This is a genomic window from Methylobacterium sp. C33D (genome assembly GCF_053345825.1).
Genome location: NZ_JBKFAV010000033.1, coordinates 1 through 16,644 on the forward strand (window position 1 = coordinate 1; position 16,644 = coordinate 16,644).

Sequence of the window (16,644 nt, forward strand, 5' to 3'; positions counted from 1 at the left end):
ACGTCGACTTCGCCCGCCGCGCCAACGGCACGCTCAACTATGGGCTTGCCGGCACCCCGGGCTTCGCCTTCTCGGCGCCGCGCGCCTACGTGGCGACCAGCGGCAACGGCCTGGATTACTTCGGCACGGCCCGCGGCCGCCTCGGCTACGCCTTCGACCGCACCCTCGTGTACGGCACCGGCGGCTACGCCTACGGCTCCGGTCAGGACGACCAGAACTTCGCCGGCCGCAACTTCCGCAGCAGCTTCCGCAACGGCTACGCGGTCGGCGGCGGCGTCGAGTACGCCCTGCCCACCGACTCGTTCCTGAACTTCTTCCGCTCCTCGGCCGTCACCCTGAAGGTCGAAGGCCTGTACGTGAACCTCGATCGCCAGAAGAACACCGCCAGCGGCGTCTTCATCCCGAACCTGCTGCCGCCGCGCGGTGTCGCCTACCTCAACGGTGCGGCCGCCAACACCGAGTTCGCCGTCGTCCGCGCCGGCCTGAACTACAAGTTCGGCTCGTACTGAGCCGAACCCGCGCCTCGAGGGTCGCATCGGCCCGCGCGACGATCCGGCATGGGACTGGTCCTCTGCATGTCGGTCGCCGCGCGGCGGCGATGCCCTTCGTTCGATCCTTGCATCCCCAGCCCGATCAAACTGGCCGCGAGGTCGACAGAGCCCCGGGAGCTGACCGCTCCCGGGGCTTTCGCGTGGACGGGCCCTCCGCCTCCGGCCGACCCGGCCTCGGCACCATCGGCCGCGCAGCATCCATCCCCGTCCTCGTCCGGCCCTGCTCCTCCCGCTCCGCCTCCCGCCGTCGGTCCGCGCCGCGGCGCTGGTCGGGGGAGCCCTCTCGGGGCGCGGACCGAGCAGGACCCCGACGGAGCGTCGCGCCGGCGGACTTCGGTGGGACCGCCGCGCGGCACCCCGCGCGCGCGGCCGACGCCGCCGGAACCCCACCGCATCGACCTCCAGGAGCAACGATGTGTGGAGCCGTCTGAGCGGGATCGAGCAGCCCTTGTTCTCGACGCGGCTCACCGTGCACGGGTCGAGCGCGCTCGGTGCCCTGTTCCTCCGGCTGTATCGCGTGGGCGCCCGATGACAGGGCCGAGATGCCTATCGACTGGCGGGTCGACAGCGCCTGCGAGTTCGCCGCCTCCTGGCTCAGGTCGGCGCCGGTCAGGTTGCCCCGCTCGCGACCCGCGCGAGGGCAGCATCGCATCACCGAAGCGCTCAGCATCCCGCTGAACTTTCGCAGAGACCGCCGTCAACACGGTGGTTGAAGGCGACCATTTGCATGGCTTCGAGAACAGGGAAAGCGGAATTGATCAGGTTTACTGCGGGTATACAAATCGTGAGTCTCACTGACGCGTAAGTTGCGAAATCAGTTCTCGGGCGCGGCCGTAACAGGGCCGAAGAATCTGGCCGCCGAGAGTCAACTGAGCTCGCCGGGTCGGATCTCGCCCGTGAGAACCGTCGCAGGGGCCCGGTCTCGATCGATCATCGGCCGAGCCTCGTCGGTCCGGCCCACTTCAGCACGCGACGTCGTTTGCACGATCGTCCGCGTTGTCGGAACCGCCCACGAGGTCCGGATGGATGATCCGCAGACCAGGTGTGTTGCACGCGTGATGCGCGCGACGGAGCCCCTTTCTGGTTGAGAAATCGCTCAGTCATTGTCTCTGTAAGTAGAATATCGTCTGCGCCAGCATTTTTTCAAGTCAAATCAAGGCAAAGGATTGACAGGTGAAAATTGATATACAACTCTCATAGAGCGCGTTTAGAGGGGGAATTTAAGGTATGCTACCTGAGGTTGGTACTGACGGCAGGAAAGCATGCGACCCGGCGTTGCAGAATTCAATCAAGATCGTCTGCGCCTACGTGACCCGGAATTCGATCTCGCCAGTCCAACTCTGTGAGATGATAGCCAGGACGTACGAGATGCTGTGCCAGATCAGCGTGGGACCGGTGCGCGCAATCGCGACGCCCGAAACCGCGACGGCGCGGGAGGTCCGCACGTCCATCCAGGCCGAGGGCCTGATCAGCTTCATCGACGGCAGGTCGTACAAGACGCTCAAGCGTCATCTGACGGCCCACGGACTGACACCGCAGGATTACCGCACCAAGTACGGGTTACCGCGCGACTACCCCATGGTCGCCCCGGGTTACGCGGCCAAGCGCTCCGCGATCGCGCGATCGCTGCAACTGCGTCACAAGGCGGGGTAGGCATCCGCGGCCGCGCGCTCGGTCCGCCGGAGCACGTCCGACGCCTCTGCCGGCAGCTGCCGCGATCAGGCGGGGATCGGGGGCCCCGGATCGATCGCGGCCTCCGGCCAGGGATTGTGCCCGTTGCCCAACCAGCGCAGCGTGTCGGTCCAGAAACGGCCGCTCCTGCGCGCGTTGAACAGGCCAAAGTGGCCGGGCGCCTCCGCGCCGATCGCGGATGGGGTCAGCTGAACCTTCTTGCGCGGGCTCGACACGTAGTAGCCCTGGCCCCGGCGGATCGCCGCCGGCGTTCCGAACGGGTCGTCCGGCACGCCGACCGCCAGGATCGGGGCGCGCACGGCGGCGAAGCGGGCGAGGAGCGCCGGGCGGTCGGCGGCCGGGTAGCTCGCCTCCATGCGCCGCCCGCGGAATGCCCACTCGTAGACGACCCCGGCCGGGAGATCCTCGATCCACCCGAGCCGATGGCCGGGAAAGTAGCCCATGGCGGCGGTCACAGACGGCATCAGCAGGTGCCACTTGGCGATCATCTCCAGCCTGTCGATGGCCCGGTAATCGTGGCGACAGGCGAATTGCGTGCCGACAGTGAGGATGCGGTCCACCGCGCCGGCGGCCTCGGCGAAGTCCGGGAGGAAGCCCCCGAAGCTGTGGCCGACCACCATCAGCGGTCCCGCCTCGCGGTCGCGGATCCACCGGACAGCGGCGTCGAAGTCGAGCTCGCCCCAGTCCCGCCAGCGGATGCCGCATCCCCTCAGGCGCGCGGGCCGCGAATCGCCGATCCCGCGGTAATCGTAGGTGAGCACCGCGAAGCCCCGCTCGGCCAGGAACCGCGCGTAGGCGCGGTTGTAGCGCGCGCGGACACCGGTCGCCGGATTGACGACGACGGAGCCCCGCACCGGCGCGCGGCACGTGTCCGGGCGCCAGAGACGGCCGTTGAGCCGGTAGCCGTCGCGACAGGTGATCGCCATGGCGCGCGGGCCGGCCCCCTCGGTCGCGGCCGGCGCACCGGTGACGTGCGTCACCGGACCCCCTCGGCAGAGGACGCTGCGACCGGACGATCGTCGATCGGGGCGTGGAGGAGCGCCGCGCTCAGGCCCGCGACCGCGCTGATCGACTGCGCGACCGGGACGAGCAGCACTTGGCCGAGCGAGCCGCCGGCGCTCGCGAGGCCCAGGGCCGCGCTGCGCCGTTCCGGGGCGGCGCCGCGCCCGACCGCCGTCAGGACGACGCCGAAGCTGGTGCAGCTGATCCCGATGCCGACCAGCAGCCCGAGGCCCACCAGCAGCGTCGGTGCCGCCGGCACCAGCGCCGTCAGGACGAGACCGCCCGCGTAGACCAGCGCGCCGAGGGCGACGACCGGCGCGGCCCCGGAGCGGTCCGCCGCCGCGCCCCCAAGGCGCTGCGCGATCGCGGAGGGTCAGATCAGCCGCAGGGTCACCTGTCCGGTGGCGGTCTCGAGCACGATCAGGCGACCCCGCTCGTCGAAGACGGCCGCGGCGCCGCCCTCGTGAGCGAAGCGCGTGCGCAGGGTCCGGCTGCCCTGCCAAAGCACGGCCGGTCCGCGGACGCGGTTCGGGCCGGGCACTTCGGCCCAGAGCGTCCCCTCCTCGGCGGCGGTCGCGGCCCAGAGGCGGCCGTTCTCCGCCGCGACCACGCGCGGCGGATCGCCGGCCCTCACGCGGGCGGCCTCGATCGCCGCGCGTTCCTGGTCCCGCGTGGCCGTCGTCAGGGCGTGCGGGTGCGCCCGCAGGTGCGGATGCGCGCCGGACCCCTCCAGGGACCACGCCACGGCCTCGGTCAGGCCGAGCACGCCGACGCCGCGGTCGGGCGGTGTCCAGAACCGGCACGCCACCGCCAGGGAGCGTGCGGAGAGGCTCCACCACTCGATCAGGCCGTCATCCCGGGCATAGATCAGGGCGCTCGCGTCCGCGAAAGCGGCGAGCAGCAGCGGCCGCCCCGGCTCGGTCACGGGCAGGCGCCAATGGTGCGCCAGGGCGCCGTCGGGGCCGGGCTCGCGACCGAGGAGCGAGGCGGTGTCCAGCCGGACGAGCGCCTCCCCGTCGAAGACGAGCCAGCCGGTCTCGTCCGCCTGGCGATGCCAATGCGTGATCGGCAGGGTGCCGAGCGGCGCGAGCCGTCCGGTGGGGGCGTCGAAGAGCTGGGCGTCAGGGCCGTCGAGCGTCTCGCGCAGCACGATGGCCCGATCGCCGGCCCCGAGGCGGGCGAACCCGGTCAGGCCATCGACCTGCCCGCGCCAGCGCTCGCGGCCGCTCCGGCCGAGGAGGCGCACGAGACCGGAGCGATAGCCCAGAAGCAGCCGTCCGCCCGACAGGAGCGCGGCGTCGGCGATCTCTGCCAGGGCCGGACCGTCCGGGACGATGAGCGGACCGGTCACGCGCGGAACGGACGGCGCGGACCGTGTCCTGAGCTGCCGGAGATGCTGGCGCAGGGCGACCTGTCCGCCGGCTTCCGCGAGGCGCGCGGCGAGCCGGGCGCGCTCCGCATCGTGGCCGAGAACGCCGTCATCCGAGGCGAGGCGCCGCGCGAGGCCGCGGCACAGGAGGGCGAAGGCGGGGGTCGGCGGCCGTTGCGGGCCGCCCTCGAAGCGCGCGTCGAGCAGGAGCGCGGCCACCGCGGTCCGGCGCGTCGCCGCTTCCGGCCCGGTCGCGTCCAGCAGATCCGCGAAGGCGGCGCGCAGCCGGTCGCCGTCCCGGCCCTCCCAGGGCAGGGTTCGCAGGGCCCGGGCGAGGGATTCGGCCCGCACCGGCGCTTCGGCGTCGAGGGCCTGCCGGATCCAGCCGAGTCGCCGCTCGGCGAGGTCTGGCAGACCGAAGGTGACCGCGGCGGCGCGATCGAGGGCGCCGATCCCGACGAGGCGCGCGGCCCAGGCCTCGGCCAGGACCGGCCGGAACGGATCGTCGGCCGTCAGCTCCGTCCAGAGCTCCGCGTGGGCATCGTGGCGGGCGGCGAGGGCCAGGGCCCGCGCGACCTGTCCCGCGCGGAACCAGAGCGGGACGGTCTGGGCGGGCGGCAGGTGGCGCGCCTCGGCCAGACGGGCGGCGGTCTTCAGGCGTCCGGCATCCGCGAGGAGGCGCACCGCCTCGTGCGGGTTCCCGACCAGGCTGTCGAGCACGAAGGCCGCGCGTTCGGTGTCGCCGCGCCCGGCCATCGCCACCGCCTGCGCGCGGTAGAGCGCCTTGAGCCGGATCTCGTCCGCGGGCGCGAGGCTCAGCCCGCTCGAACGCTGCGGTCCGAGATCGAGGTCGAGGCTCCTGCGCAGCCCGGGACCGGTCAGGGGCAGATCGGCGAAGGCGCTCCCGCGCCGCGCCGCGCCGCCGAGGCCGATCGCCCGATACAGCGCCTCGTCGATGCGTCCCGCCGCGAACAGCCGGTCGACCTCGACGAGCCGTCGGGCATACAGGCGGCGAAGATGGCTCGCGTAGGGCGAACGCCACGCGAGCCAGGCCGCCGCGCGGCGCCAGATGGGCGTGCGCCCGGTGCCGGTCGCGGCGGACGCGTCGGATGAGGAGGCGGGCTGTCCAGGCACGGCCCGCGCTCCGCGGGGCCGGAACGCGAACCACACGAGGGCCAGCAGGACCAGCAGGGGCAGCACGAGGCTCCCCCAGTGGGCCTCGGCGACCCCGCGCTCCGCCGTCGTGTGGACGTTCTCGACGAAGCCGAGCACCATGGCGCCGACCATCGTGGATGCCAGCAGGACGACGTACGCGGTCCAGAGAAGCCCGAAGGCTCCGCCGATCAGGCGCCGGCTCCCGGCCACGAGATCGCCGAGGAAGTGCTCGGGACGGCGCCGCGGCCGTCTGGTCGCGGCGTCGCGGACCGGCGCGAGGGGATCGCCACCGGCGACGAGGGCTGGGGCGCTGGCGAGCCGGCGGGCCGGCGCGGCCGGTCGCAGGACGGGCAGGCGTTCGGCCGGAAGCACCGCGATCGCGTCGAGATCCCACCAATCGGCGACATCGACACTGGGGAAGGCCGTGAGCGGCTCGGCGGCGAGGCGCCCGCCCGCCATGTGGACGAGGTGATCGCGCAGGGCCGCGGCGACCGGCGGCTCCGGCTCGGCGAACGGGACGGCGGTGAGGATCCCGCAGCGCCGCACGACCGGCAGGACCGGTCCCAGGGCCGCGCAATCCCGCGTGACGGGCGCGGCGAACAGCACGAGCACGCGATCGCCGCGCGCGCGCACCTCCGTGGCGTCCGCGAGCCAGGGCACGAGCCGGGCGCGCCAGTCCGGCCCGGCGGAGCCGCGCGCCATCAGGATCCCGTCGAGGGCGATCGTGCCGGCATGCACCCAGCCGCGCAGGCGCAGGGCCGCGAGCGGCTCCCGCGCGTCGGGGACCGGTGGCGGCCTCAGGCGCCGAGGCACGGGACGGTTTCCGCGAACGCGCGGAGATCGGTCAGGTGGGACCATCCGCAGTCGAGCTGGCCGAAGACCAGCGCGTCGACGAAGCCCGCGGCGTCGCACCGCGCGGCGGCGATGCGCGGGACCGCATCGGCATCGACGCCGACGCGCACCGCGTCGAGCGTCGCGTCCGGCAGCGTGACGGGATTGCCCACCGCCGCGCCGTCCGGTGTCCGCAACGTCAGGCGCGCCGAGCCCGCATCGTCGCGGTCGAGGTGGAGCGCGAGGAGGCCTTCAATGACCTGGCCGCGTCCCGCGTCGTGCCGGGGCACGACGCCGACGATCCGGCCCTGCGGCCGGAGGCGCGCGACCGTCCCGTCGGCCGCGCACACCAAGTCCCAATGGCCGCCGTCCTGCTCGAGCGCCAGGACGGGGCGCCCGCGGACCGCGCAGAGATAGAGGCCGCCGCGCGGCCGCCGGGACCCGGCCCGGCGGGGAAACCGCGCGAGGACCTGTCCGTCGGACCGCCGCCGCGCCGTCACCCCGTCGGCGCGGTCGCGCATCAGCAGACCGGCGGGCGTGACCGCGAGGGGGATCTCGCCCCCGAGCGACGCGTAGTCGATCAGCTGCGTGTCCGAGACCAGGAGGGCCGTGCCGTCGGCCGCCAGGAGCCAGAACCGGTTGCGGCGCTTCAGTGCCCCGAGGGGCGGAAGGGCCGCCGTCGGCAGGCGCCGGCCCGCGAGGGGATGGTCCCGCGGGATCCGCCGGTCGAGCGTCGCTCCGGCTTCGGTGCGGTCGAAGGCCCAGCTGCGGAGCGTCAGGCGCGCGTCGTCCGCGTAGACGTTGAGGCAGGCGGCCCGGATCCGCGACCGGCCGACGGCGAGCCCCACGAGGCGCTCGTAGGGCGCGACCGGCAGGCGCAGCGTCGCGGTCGCGCCGGACACAGGGACGATGAGGATGCCGTCGGGTCGCGCCACCAGGAGGTGCTCGCCGTCGGGCGTGAAGGCCAGTCCGCGGGGTACCCAATCCGAAGGCGCCGCGCCCCTGTCGGGCTCGGACCGCCGAGGCTGCGGGCGGCCGGGTGCCGGACGGGGCCGGAACGGGTCGCGCAACAGCGCCACCGCCTCCCGCTCCGGCGGGAGGTCGAGGCGCGCGGCGGCGCCTCGGCCAGCGGCGTCCAGGACCGTGACCTCGGCGGCCACGGTGATGCCCTCCGGTCCGAGACTCGGCCGCTCCACGACCGTGATCCTCCGGCACGGTCGCGCCGGTTCGGGCAGGTCGCGCCCGCCGATCAGCCAGAGGCTGGCGCCGGGCCGTGCGGCCGCGCGGGCCGCGACCGGCTCGGCCAGGACCTGGTCGAGCTCGACGGCGTCGAGGGATGTGGCGGCGCTCTCGCGGAGCAGGGTCGCGGCGTCGGACCGCTTCATCGCTTCGTGCCACCGCCGGTCGCGCGTGGCGGTGGAGGCCCAGAGGAGGCGCGCCCCGCGCCGTCGGGCAAGGCCGGACAGGCACAGCAGCGCCGCGAACGCGACGAGGCGCGGAGCGCCGAGCAGGTCCGGCCCGGCATCGACCACCGCCAGCACGGCACCCGCATCCGCCGCCTGACGATAGACCGGCTCCAGGGTCAGCAGGTCGCGCTCGGCCGCGCGCTGCAGGAAGGCGTCCGGATCGAGGTCGCGCCAGAGCCATTCCGAGGCAACGAGGCGCTCGATCCCACCGCGCGGCCCGAGGCCGCCCAGCCCGTCGATCTCGCCCTCCGGCTGACCGCCCGCGCCCTCGGCCCGCTCGACGAGGGGCCGCAGCGCCTCGACCAGCGCGGCGAGGATCCGCAGATCCGGTTCCGCCATGTCGGAGAAGAGCGCGGTCCAGGGTGCGAGCGCCGGCGGCAGCGTCGGCTGCGGCCCGGTCGACGCGGCGCTCAAGCCATCGTTCCCAGGCGCCCGGCATCGATGTCCGGCAGGGCGCGCGCGCCGGCGAGGTCGAGCAGGCGCAGGGTTTCATCCGCGGGAAGCAGCAGGGCCGGTCCGTTCAGCCCGTGCCGGTCGAGCAGGCGGCGGGCGATCTCGGCGCGCCAGGGCGCCGGCACGGCGAGGCTGCTGCCGAGCGGCAGGAGCAGCGGCCCGTCGGCCGCCAGCCACCCGATCGGCGTCGCGCACCAGGGCAGCGCCGGCCGACCGGCGCCCGTTTCGGGGGCGAACAGGACGGCCTCGCCGCCCGCCAGCGCGAGGCGCAGGGCGGCGTAGTGGCCGATCCGCGGGGCGATCCGCGCCAGGAGGCCGGCCGCGTCGGCGCGGGTGAGGCGCAGGCCGGCCGGCGAGCCGCCGGGCGCTGGGATCAGCCGGAGGGGAAGACGCGCCGGATCCGGGATCACGCCTGGGCCACGCGCGCGTCCGGTGTCCGGCAGCGCGCCAGCAGCGCGTCCCGCGCCGCGGCGAGGGTCGGCGGGCGGTCCTCTGCCCCGAACGCCGCGTCGATCTGCACGAGGAAGGACTCGGCGCGGACCAGCCAGGCCTCGAAGGCGGGGGCGGCCCGGTCGTCCGGAGCGGCGGCGGCCAGAGCTTCTCCCTCCCTGGCGAGGTCCGCGGCCCGGGCGGCCGGACCGTAGCCCGCCGCCTTGGCGGCCGCGGGCAGGACGGGGCTCGCCGCGGCGCCGAGTTCGACGCGCAGCAGGTCGCGGGCTTCGTCCTGCGCGATCCGGTCCTGGACGAGGTGAATCACGGGCCACAGGTCGGCTTCCTCCGCCGCCGTGCGGCCCGCGATGAGCGCCGCCGCCGCGACGAGCGCCTGTCCCCGGACCACGCGCCGGTCGCTGAGGCGCACGCCGCGGGCGCGCAGCTTGCGCACGACCTGCGCGTAGGACGGCCGGATCCGGCCCAGGTCGATCCGCGCCGCGGCCCCGGCGAGGGCGTCGATCTCGGCGAGCGTCAGCGGCGCTTCCCCGGCGTCGGCTTCGACTGACGCGGTCGCGTCACCGGCGAGCAGGGCCTCCAGATCGGCATCGGCCAGGGGATCGACGAAGGCCGTGACGAGGAAGCGATCGGCGAAGGCCGCGAGGCCGGGATCCTCGGGCAGGGCGTTGCTGGCGCCGACGCAGCAGCGCAGCGGGACGGCGGTGTCGAAATGCCCACGCCGGTAGCGGCGCTCGTTCAGCACGCCGAGGAGCGCGTTCAGGATCGCGGTCGAGCCGAGGAAAACCTCGTCGAGGAAGGCGAACTCGGCCTCCGGCAGCATGCCGGAGACGTCCGGCCGCAGCTTGCCCGCGCGCAGGGCTTCGAGATCCAGCGGGCCGAACAGCTCGGCCGGTTCGGTGAAGCGCCCGATCAGGTACTCGAAGCAGCGCGCCCCGGTCCCGGCGGCGCAGGCCCGCACCACGGCCGACTTGCCGGTGCCGGGCGGTCCGATCAGCAGGAGATGCTCGCGGGCCACGAGGGCGAGGTGGACCAGTTCCACCACCTGGCGACGCCCGACGAGCCCGCTGGCGGCGCGGTCGATGGCGCGCTCCAGGCGTGCGATCGCGGTCTCGATACGGCCCTCCCGTCAGATTGAGCCCGCTCGCCGAGGCAGGCCGACGGGTCGCGGTGTCGGCGTCCCCGTGCGTCGCGCCCTCTGGTCAGCGGCAGGTCCCTCACAGGCCCCGTGTCGCGACGTGGACGGCGTCCGGTCCGGAGAATGACCCGTGCAACCTCCCGCGCGGCTCGGCGCATCGTCTGCCACCATCCGCGTGGGTGCCGAGGCGGCGCGCGTACGTGGCCCGCATGCGTCGCGCAGCCACGTCATCTGAACGATCGGTTGAAGCACTGCGCCGGCGGGACATCTCGGAATACTCTGATTCCACGAGGCTAGCCCGGGCATCGACTTGCGGTCAACATGCTGCGGTCTCACGGGGCCCCGCTGCCGCGTGCGGGACATCCGGCGTTTGTCCGGCGTCGCCGCGTCGGGCGCGCGGCGCAGCGATGCGATCAGTCCCGCGATGGCGGACCGGAGGCGGGCGCTTTCGGGACCGCGAGGCGTCCCTCCTCGGCCTTGTTGATGTACTGGCTGGCGATGAAGAGGCCCTTCAGCGGCCGGATGATCGGCACGCAGGCCAGGAGGAGCAGCGGCAGCGTCACCACCGCGTGGACCCAGAGCGGCGGATCGTAGGTCAGCTCGAGCCAGATGCCGAACGCGGTGACGGGGAATGCCATCGTCATCATGATGAAGAAAGCGGGCCCGTCCGCCGGATCGGCGAAGCCGTAGTCGAGGCCGCACGCCTCGCAGCGCGGCCTGAGGGTGAGGAAGCCGTCGAACAGGCGTCCTTCCCCGCAGCGCGGACAGCGGCAGCGCAGGCCGACGGACATGAGCGAGTGATCGGTGGTCCTCTGCATCATCCACGTTCCTGAACCGCAGGTCGGCGCGTGAGCGGCCGGGCTTGTGTTCGCCGATTGTATGGCCTAATAAGCCATACAATCGCGGCGCGGACTCGCCGGCCTGGGCGGCGTCGGCGCTGCCGCAGGTCCCGCGACACGCTGCGGCCACATCGCGAATGTATGCATACGCGAGCGGGACAACAGAGGTCAACGATGGAATCCTGGATCCCGACAATCGCCGGCGATGCGGGACCGAAATACATGGCCATCGTCAGGGCGCTGGCCGAGGATATCCGTGCCGGGCGGCTCGCGCCGGGCGCGCGCCTGCCGCCGCAGCGCGCCCTGGCGAAGCGGCTCAACGTCGATCTCACGACGGTCACGCGAGCCTTCAACGAGGCGCGCAGAACCGGATTGATCGACGCGACGGCGGGCCGGGGGAGCTTCGTCCGGGCAGCCCGCGCGCCGGCCGCGGAGATGCGGCGGCCGGATCCGTCCGCCAGCGTCGATTTCAGCATGAACATGCCGCCACAGCCGGCGGCGGCGCGGCTGGCGGAGCGCCTCGAGACAGGTCTGGCGCGGCTCGCCGGTTCGTCCGGCTTCCTCGCCCGGATGCAGTACCAGGACAGCGCCGGGAACCTGGCCGACCGGGCGGCGGCGGCCCACTGGCTCGGTCGACGGCTCGGGCCACTTCCGGTGCAGCGCGTCCTCGTCGCGGGCGGTGCCCAGGTCGTGCTCGCCGCCGTGCTCGCCGCCCTCCTGAAGCCGGGCGACGCTCTCTGCGTGCCGGCACTCACCTATCCCGGGCTGCGCATGGCCGCGGAGCGCCGCGGCGTCCGCCTCGTGCCAGTGGCCGCCGACGCGGAGGGGCTCGATCCGGACGCCTTCCGCGAGCGCTGCGAATCCGAGCGGCCGCGGGCCCTGTACCTCGTTCCGACGCTCGACAACCCCACGACGGCGACCCTGCCGGCGATCCGTCGCCGGCAGATCGCCGGGATCGCCCGCACGCACGGCGTCGCCATCATCGAGGACGACGCGTACGGGGTCTTGCCCCTCGACGCGCCGGCTCCCCTCGCGGCGGAGGCGAGCGACCTCACTTGGCACATCGCGACGCTGTCCAAATGCGCGAGTCCCGGCCTGCGCATCGCCTACGTCGCGGTACCGGGAACGAACGAGGCGGTGCGGCTGGCGGCCGAGCTGCGCGCCATCAACATGATGGCCTCGCCCCTCACGGCCGCGCTCGCCTCGCACTGGATCGCCGAGGGCGTGCTCGACGCTGTCGTCGCGGCGATCCGGCAGGAGAACGAGCTCAGGCAGGCGGTAGCGCGCGAGACGCTCCGCGATCTCGACGTCCGGGCGCATCCGTGCGGGCACCATCTGTGGCTCCGCCTCCCCGATCCGTGGCGCCGCGGTGAGTTCGGCGCCCACGCGCGACAGCTCGGCGTGTCCGTTGTCCCGAGCGACCCCTTCGCGGTCGGGACCGCCCCGGAGGCCATCCGCGTCTCCCTGGGGGCCGCGCCGGACGCCGAGACGCTGCGATACGGCCTCAGCCTGCTCGCGACGTTGCTGGCGCATCCGCCCGGCGCGATCTCGACCGTCGTCTGAATCGGCCGAGGCGGCGCGCGCCTTCGGCCTGCCGTACCGGTCTCCTCCCCGCGCGAAGGGAATGCGATGCTGTGCTGCCCCCTGCGGGCGCGACCGCGGATCCTGTCTCGTCCCGCGCACGTCGCGCCGCTCGCGCTGATACTGCTGGCGACGGCCTGCTCGGACGACGGGCAGGAGCGCCGCCGGTCCCTGGGCGAGACACCGACGTTCGCCGACGTCATGCGGGTGGCCGACGCGGAGCGCGGCGGGCGGCTGTTCGGTCAGTGCGCCGCCTGTCACACGATCAGCCCGGGGGCGGGCGATCGGAACGGTCCCGGACTCTACGACGTGCTCGGCAAGCCCGTTGCCAGCAACAGCAGGCGCTACGGCTATACCGGTGCGCTCCGGTCGCTGGGCGGAACCTGGACCCCGGAGAGAATGGACCTCTGGCTCTCCGCCCCGGCGAAGCTGGCGCCCGGTACGAGCATGAGCTTCCGCGGCCTCCCCGATCCCCTCGACCGGGCGGACCTCATCGCGTATCTCCGGACGCAGTCCTCAGGGGGCGCCGAGGCGCACCCGTCCCGCCCCTGAGCGGGACCGCGAGGCCGCCGCTCATCTGCCGGCACGCGGCCGCGCATTCAGCCGGTCGCCTGCCGCGCGGGGTTCCGGTTCGATCCGTCGGAGTGACGGGCCGTCGGGAGGCGGGGGAGTTCCGGGCGCCGCGCGTCAGATCAGCCCGACGGAGTCTTCCGGGAAGCGGATCGCGAAGACTGCCCCCAGCCCTGGTCCGGCGCTCTCGGCCGTGGCGCGGCCTCCGTGGAGCTCGGCGATCCGACGGACGATCGAGAGCCCGAGCCCCGTCGAGTTCTCGCCGCCGGTGGGCTTGGCCGACAGGCGCTGGAATCGCCCGAAGACGCGGGCCAGATCCTCCGGCGACAGGCCGGGTCCGTGGTCGGCGACGGCGCAGATCAGCTCCGCGCCGCGCGGCCCGGGCTCGCGGCTGACCCGCACCGTGATCGCCCCGCCCGCCGGGCTGTACTTGATGGCGTTGGAGACGAGGTTGTCGAGCGCCTCCCGCAGGCGCTCCGCGTCGCCGCACAGGAACAGCTCGTCCGGGCCCGCGCAGACCAGGGTCTGGCCCTTGGCGTCAGCCAGCGGCCGGTCGGCCTCGCACACCTCCCGGGCGAGGCCCGCGAGGTCGACCGGTTCCCGGCGCAGGCTGATGTCGAGGGCGTCGGTCATCGCGTCCGCCATGAGGCTGTCGATCATGGTCGTCAGCCCCTTGGCGCTGGTGCGCACGTGCTGCAGCTGCGCGCGCATCTGCTCCCGGTCGCCCTGCATGTCGATCAGGTCGGACAGCATCTCGGCGCGGCCGAGGATGACCGCGAGCGGGTTCTTCAGGTCGTGCGCGATGGTGCCGAGGATCTCGGTCTTGAGGCTGTTGGCGCGGCGCAGGTCCGAGCGCTGCAGGTCCAGCCGCCGGTTCGCCCGGATCAGCTCCGCAGTCCTCTCGACGACCCGCCGCTCCAGGTCGGCGTTGGTCTGCTGCAGCCGCTCGTACAGGATGACGTTGTCGAAAGCGATGGAGAGCCGGCTCGTGAACAGGGCGATGAGCGACCGGTCCGTCTCGGAGAGCTGGCGGTCGGCCTCGATCAGCGCGACGATCTCGCTGCCGCTCGCCGTGTGCAGATACAGGGTCGACCAGTGCTCGCCGAAACTGTGGCGGCGCTCGGCGAAGGCCCGTTCGACGAGGGGTTGCACCCGTTCCTCCAGCGGCCAGGCCGGCTCGCGCCCGGCATAGTGGCCGTAGCAGCCGGATCCGGCCAGGACGCAGAAGCGCTCCTGCGGGGCCGCGGTCTCGCGCAGGACCAGGATGCCGGCGCAGGCGACGTTCAGGAGCGAGGCGACCTGGGTGAGGACGCCCTCGGCCAGCCGCTGCATCGATTTGTGATCGAGGAGCATCGGCGCGGCGTCGATGATGATCTCGAGTCCCCGCCGGGTCTCGTCGAGGCGCTTGAGCTGCTGATAGGCGCGCAGGGCCGCGGTGAGGCTGGTGAACAGCTTGTCGGCGGTCAGCTCGGTCTTCGCCTTGTAGTCGTTGATGTCGTAATCGACGATGATCCGGCGTTCAGGAGCCTGCCCGGGCTGGCCGGTCCGCAGGATGATGCGCACGGTCTCCTGCCGAAGGTCGCGCCGGATGTAGTCCACCAGCTCCAGCCCGGCATTGTCGGTCTCCATCACGACGTCGAGCAGCACCACCGCCACGTCGCCGCGCTCGGCGAGCAGCACCCGCGCCTCCGCGGCCGAACGGGCGGTGAGGATCTCCAGGCCGCGCCCGTCGAGGGTGTAGCTCGCCAGCGCGTAGCGCGTGCCGTCATGGACCGCCGGGTCGTCGTCGATGACGGCGATCACCCAGGCCCCGGCGGTCGGCCGCGCCTCCTCGAGATCGTCGGGGATCAGCGTAAGGGTATCATCGTCCATCGCTATGGCCCGGAATGCTGCTCGCAACCGGACGACTACGCTAGAAATCGTGTTGAAAACTTGTCACGCTAGGGTGAGCCGATACGATTCCTGAATTCGTTCCAGGGTGAACCCGGAAAGTGCGCACCGCTGCGATGACCATTCCAGACAACCCAGCCCCCGGGACCGCCCGCGGCGGCGCGGCGATCCCGTCGATCGCCGTCGTCGACGACGAGCCGGCGACCCGCGAGATGGTCGGGGATTACCTGAAGCTTCACGGGTTCTCGGTGGTCCTGTGCGACGGCGGGCGCGCCCTGCGGGAGCACCTCGCCCGTCACAGCCCCGACCTGATCGTGCTGGACCTGAACATGCCCGAGGAGGACGGGCTCTCGATCGTGCGCGACCTCAAGGCCCGGACGGCGATTCCGATCATCATGCTCACCGCGACGGCGAGCGCGATCGACCGCGTGGTCGGGCTGGAACTCGGGGCCGACGATTACTTGCCCAAGCCGTGCGAGTTGCGGGAACTGGTCGCCCGGGTGCGGTCGGTCCTGCGCCGGGTGCAGATACCGGGCGCCGCGCCGGCCCCGGTTCCCGCGCGCGGACGCCGGATCCGGTTCGGCACCAAGTGGCTGGAACTCGACGCCCTGCGCCTGAGCGACGATGCCGGTCTGGAGCAGGCGCTCACCCGCTCGGAATTCGACCTGCTGAAGGCGTTCGCCGACAACCCGAGGCGCGCCCTCTCCCGCGAGCGACTGCTCGACCTCGCCGATGCCCGCGACCCGGACGCGTTCGACCGCGCCATCGACGTTCGGATCAACCGCATCCGCAAGAAGGTCGAGCCGGATCCCGGTAATCCGCGCTACATCCGCACGGTGCGGGGGCTCGGGTACATTTTCAGGCCCGAGGGGGACTGATGCGCCGCGACTCGATGTTGCGTCGTGAGGCGACAACGCAACAATGCGGTCCCCGGAGCGTCCTGGAAGCAATATCGGCGGTACAGCGCAGCCCTATCAGCGCGGCAGGACCGAGGGCCGCGAGTGCCCGGAGGACGGGCCCTGCGACACCTGATCGGGACCTCGTCGGCCGCGGCGGCCGGCTCGCTGTGCATCCTGGCCTCCATCGGCTGGACCCCGGTTCCCGGCCCCGCGCCCGCGGCGGCCCGCGGCGGCGTTCGGGCCGCGTCGGCCCGTGACGGCGCGGCCTGTGCCGGCGCGGCCTGGCCCTACACGCCGAGCGCCTGCGCGGGAGCCGCCACCGCCGGGGCTCCAACTGGCCGCCGCGTTCGGCTCATCGCGGTCGATACCGCGCCCGGCACGCGGTAACGGGCGCGAACCGTCATGCCGCACTTCCGCGACGATCCCGGTGCCGACGAAGATCCCGACCTGCTCCTCCTTCTGCGCCGCATGCTGCGCGGCGGAGTTCCCGATCCGCGGCGCGAGCCAACCCGCGCGGAGCGCTTCAGCGTGCCGGCGCCCCGCGACGGTGCGCGTGTCCCGCAGGATGCGGTGCTGTCCGGCCCCGACCAGCGGCTGGCCGGATCCCGAACCCGCTGAGATTGCGCGTGGCGGGTGGCTGCGGCGGCGTCTTCGCGCGGGTGGCGACGCGATCCAGCGGAGCCGCGCCGACCGGGCGCGCGCGGAACCGCGTGATTGCGCCGGACTCCGGCGCCGACTTAAGTTGCTGCGGGACCCCAATG

Annotated in this window: 14 protein-coding genes; 6 read left to right on the forward strand and 8 right to left on the reverse strand. The window is 73.3% G+C overall.

Annotated features, from left to right (window positions below):
• Both ACLBXO_RS23225 and ACLBXO_RS23230 read left to right on the forward strand, forming a co-directional pair.
• A partial coding sequence (locus tag ACLBXO_RS23225) for an outer membrane protein (RefSeq protein ID WP_447686837.1) occupies window positions 1-509 on the forward strand: 509 nt, incomplete at its 5' end.
• Window positions 510-1,778: 1,269 nt separating this feature from the next.
• Window positions 1,779-2,204 (forward strand): MucR family transcriptional regulator, encoded by a 426-nt coding sequence (locus ACLBXO_RS23230; RefSeq protein WP_331317211.1) that lies wholly within the window; start codon window positions 1,779-1,781, stop codon window positions 2,202-2,204.
• A gap of 65 nt (window positions 2,205-2,269) precedes the next feature.
• Here the strand turns inward: ACLBXO_RS23230 and ACLBXO_RS23235 are convergent, their stop codons facing one another.
• From ACLBXO_RS23235 to ACLBXO_RS23265, 7 genes are all read right to left on the reverse strand, one after another.
• Window positions 2,270-3,223 (reverse strand): alpha/beta hydrolase family protein, encoded by a 954-nt coding sequence (locus ACLBXO_RS23235; protein ID WP_447686838.1) that lies wholly within the window; start codon window positions 3,221-3,223, stop codon window positions 2,270-2,272.
• Complete coding sequence (locus ACLBXO_RS23240; RefSeq protein ID WP_447686879.1) at window positions 3,220-3,609, reverse strand: hypothetical protein; 390 nt, start codon at window positions 3,607-3,609, stop codon at window positions 3,220-3,222. Before ACLBXO_RS23240 ends, ACLBXO_RS23235 begins: the two co-directional genes overlap by 4 nt.
• A gap of 9 nt (window positions 3,610-3,618) precedes the next feature.
• The gene (locus ACLBXO_RS23245; RefSeq protein ID WP_447686839.1) at window positions 3,619-6,582 is read right to left on the reverse strand and encodes a hypothetical protein; all 2,964 of its coding nucleotides are present in this window, start codon (window positions 6,580-6,582) and stop codon (window positions 3,619-3,621) included.
• Window positions 6,567-8,480, reverse strand: coding sequence for a hypothetical protein (locus ACLBXO_RS23250; protein WP_447686840.1), 1,914 nt, complete (start codon window positions 8,478-8,480; stop codon window positions 6,567-6,569). Before ACLBXO_RS23250 ends, ACLBXO_RS23245 begins: the two co-directional genes overlap by 16 nt.
• Window positions 8,477-8,929 carry a hypothetical protein gene (locus ACLBXO_RS23255; RefSeq protein WP_447686841.1) on the reverse strand — a complete coding sequence of 151 codons (453 nt, stop codon included), beginning with the start codon at window positions 8,927-8,929 and terminating at the stop codon, window positions 8,477-8,479. The genes ACLBXO_RS23250 and ACLBXO_RS23255 overlap by 4 nt, the downstream gene beginning before the upstream one ends.
• Window positions 8,926-10,083, reverse strand: a complete 1,158-nt coding sequence (locus ACLBXO_RS23260) for an AAA family ATPase (protein ID WP_447686880.1) — start codon at window positions 10,081-10,083, stop codon at window positions 8,926-8,928. The genes ACLBXO_RS23255 and ACLBXO_RS23260 overlap by 4 nt, the downstream gene beginning before the upstream one ends.
• Window positions 10,084-10,517: 434 nt before the next feature.
• Window positions 10,518-10,922: a DUF983 domain-containing protein gene (locus ACLBXO_RS23265; protein ID WP_331318611.1), complete on the reverse strand. Its 405-nt coding sequence runs from the start codon at window positions 10,920-10,922 to the stop codon at window positions 10,518-10,520.
• A gap of 195 nt (window positions 10,923-11,117) precedes the next feature.
• On the opposite strand from ACLBXO_RS23265, the gene ACLBXO_RS23270 reads away from it, so the two are divergent.
• Window positions 11,118-12,506: an aminotransferase-like domain-containing protein gene (locus tag ACLBXO_RS23270; protein ID WP_447686842.1), complete on the forward strand. Its 1,389-nt coding sequence runs from the start codon at window positions 11,118-11,120 to the stop codon at window positions 12,504-12,506.
• A gap of 66 nt (window positions 12,507-12,572) precedes the next feature.
• Complete coding sequence (locus ACLBXO_RS23275) at window positions 12,573-13,076, forward strand: c-type cytochrome (RefSeq protein WP_447686843.1); 504 nt, start codon at window positions 12,573-12,575, stop codon at window positions 13,074-13,076.
• A 135-nt stretch (window positions 13,077-13,211) separates the two neighbouring features.
• Here ACLBXO_RS23275 and ACLBXO_RS23280 read toward each other — a convergent pair whose 3' ends face one another.
• Window positions 13,212-14,966, reverse strand: a complete 1,755-nt coding sequence (locus tag ACLBXO_RS23280) for a DUF3369 domain-containing protein (protein ID WP_447686844.1) — start codon at window positions 14,964-14,966, stop codon at window positions 13,212-13,214.
• Between the two features lie 134 nt (window positions 14,967-15,100).
• Between ACLBXO_RS23280 and ACLBXO_RS23285 the strand changes: the two genes are divergently transcribed.
• Together ACLBXO_RS23285 and ACLBXO_RS23290 are read left to right on the forward strand one after the other, a co-directional pair.
• On the forward strand, window positions 15,101-15,862 hold the full coding sequence (locus ACLBXO_RS23285) for a response regulator (protein ID WP_447686845.1): 762 nt from the start codon (window positions 15,101-15,103) through the stop codon (window positions 15,860-15,862).
• Window positions 15,863-16,285: 423 nt separating this feature from the next.
• Window positions 16,286-16,501, forward strand: coding sequence for a hypothetical protein (locus ACLBXO_RS23290; protein ID WP_447686846.1), 216 nt, complete (start codon window positions 16,286-16,288; stop codon window positions 16,499-16,501).
• Window positions 16,502-16,644 lie beyond the last annotated feature (143 nt).

Bases quoted from the DNA above. Each gene is read 5' to 3' on its own strand.
- ACLBXO_RS23270 (WP_447686842.1), top strand. From the start codon at position 11,118: ATGGAATCCTGGATCCCGACAATCGCCGGCGATGCGGGACCGAAATAC.
- ACLBXO_RS23230 (WP_331317211.1), top strand. From the start codon at position 1,779: ATGCTACCTGAGGTTGGTACTGACGGCAGGAAAGCATGCGACCCGGCG.
- ACLBXO_RS23280 (WP_447686844.1), bottom strand. From the start codon at position 14,966: ATGGACGATGATACCCTTACGCTGATCCCCGACGATCTCGAGGAGGCG.
- ACLBXO_RS23275 (WP_447686843.1), top strand. From the start codon at position 12,573: ATGCTGTGCTGCCCCCTGCGGGCGCGACCGCGGATCCTGTCTCGTCCC.
- ACLBXO_RS23265 (WP_331318611.1), bottom strand. From the start codon at position 10,922: ATGCAGAGGACCACCGATCACTCGCTCATGTCCGTCGGCCTGCGCTGC.
- ACLBXO_RS23290 (WP_447686846.1), top strand. From the start codon at position 16,286: ATGCCGCACTTCCGCGACGATCCCGGTGCCGACGAAGATCCCGACCTG.
- ACLBXO_RS23285 (WP_447686845.1), top strand. From the start codon at position 15,101: ATGACCATTCCAGACAACCCAGCCCCCGGGACCGCCCGCGGCGGCGCG.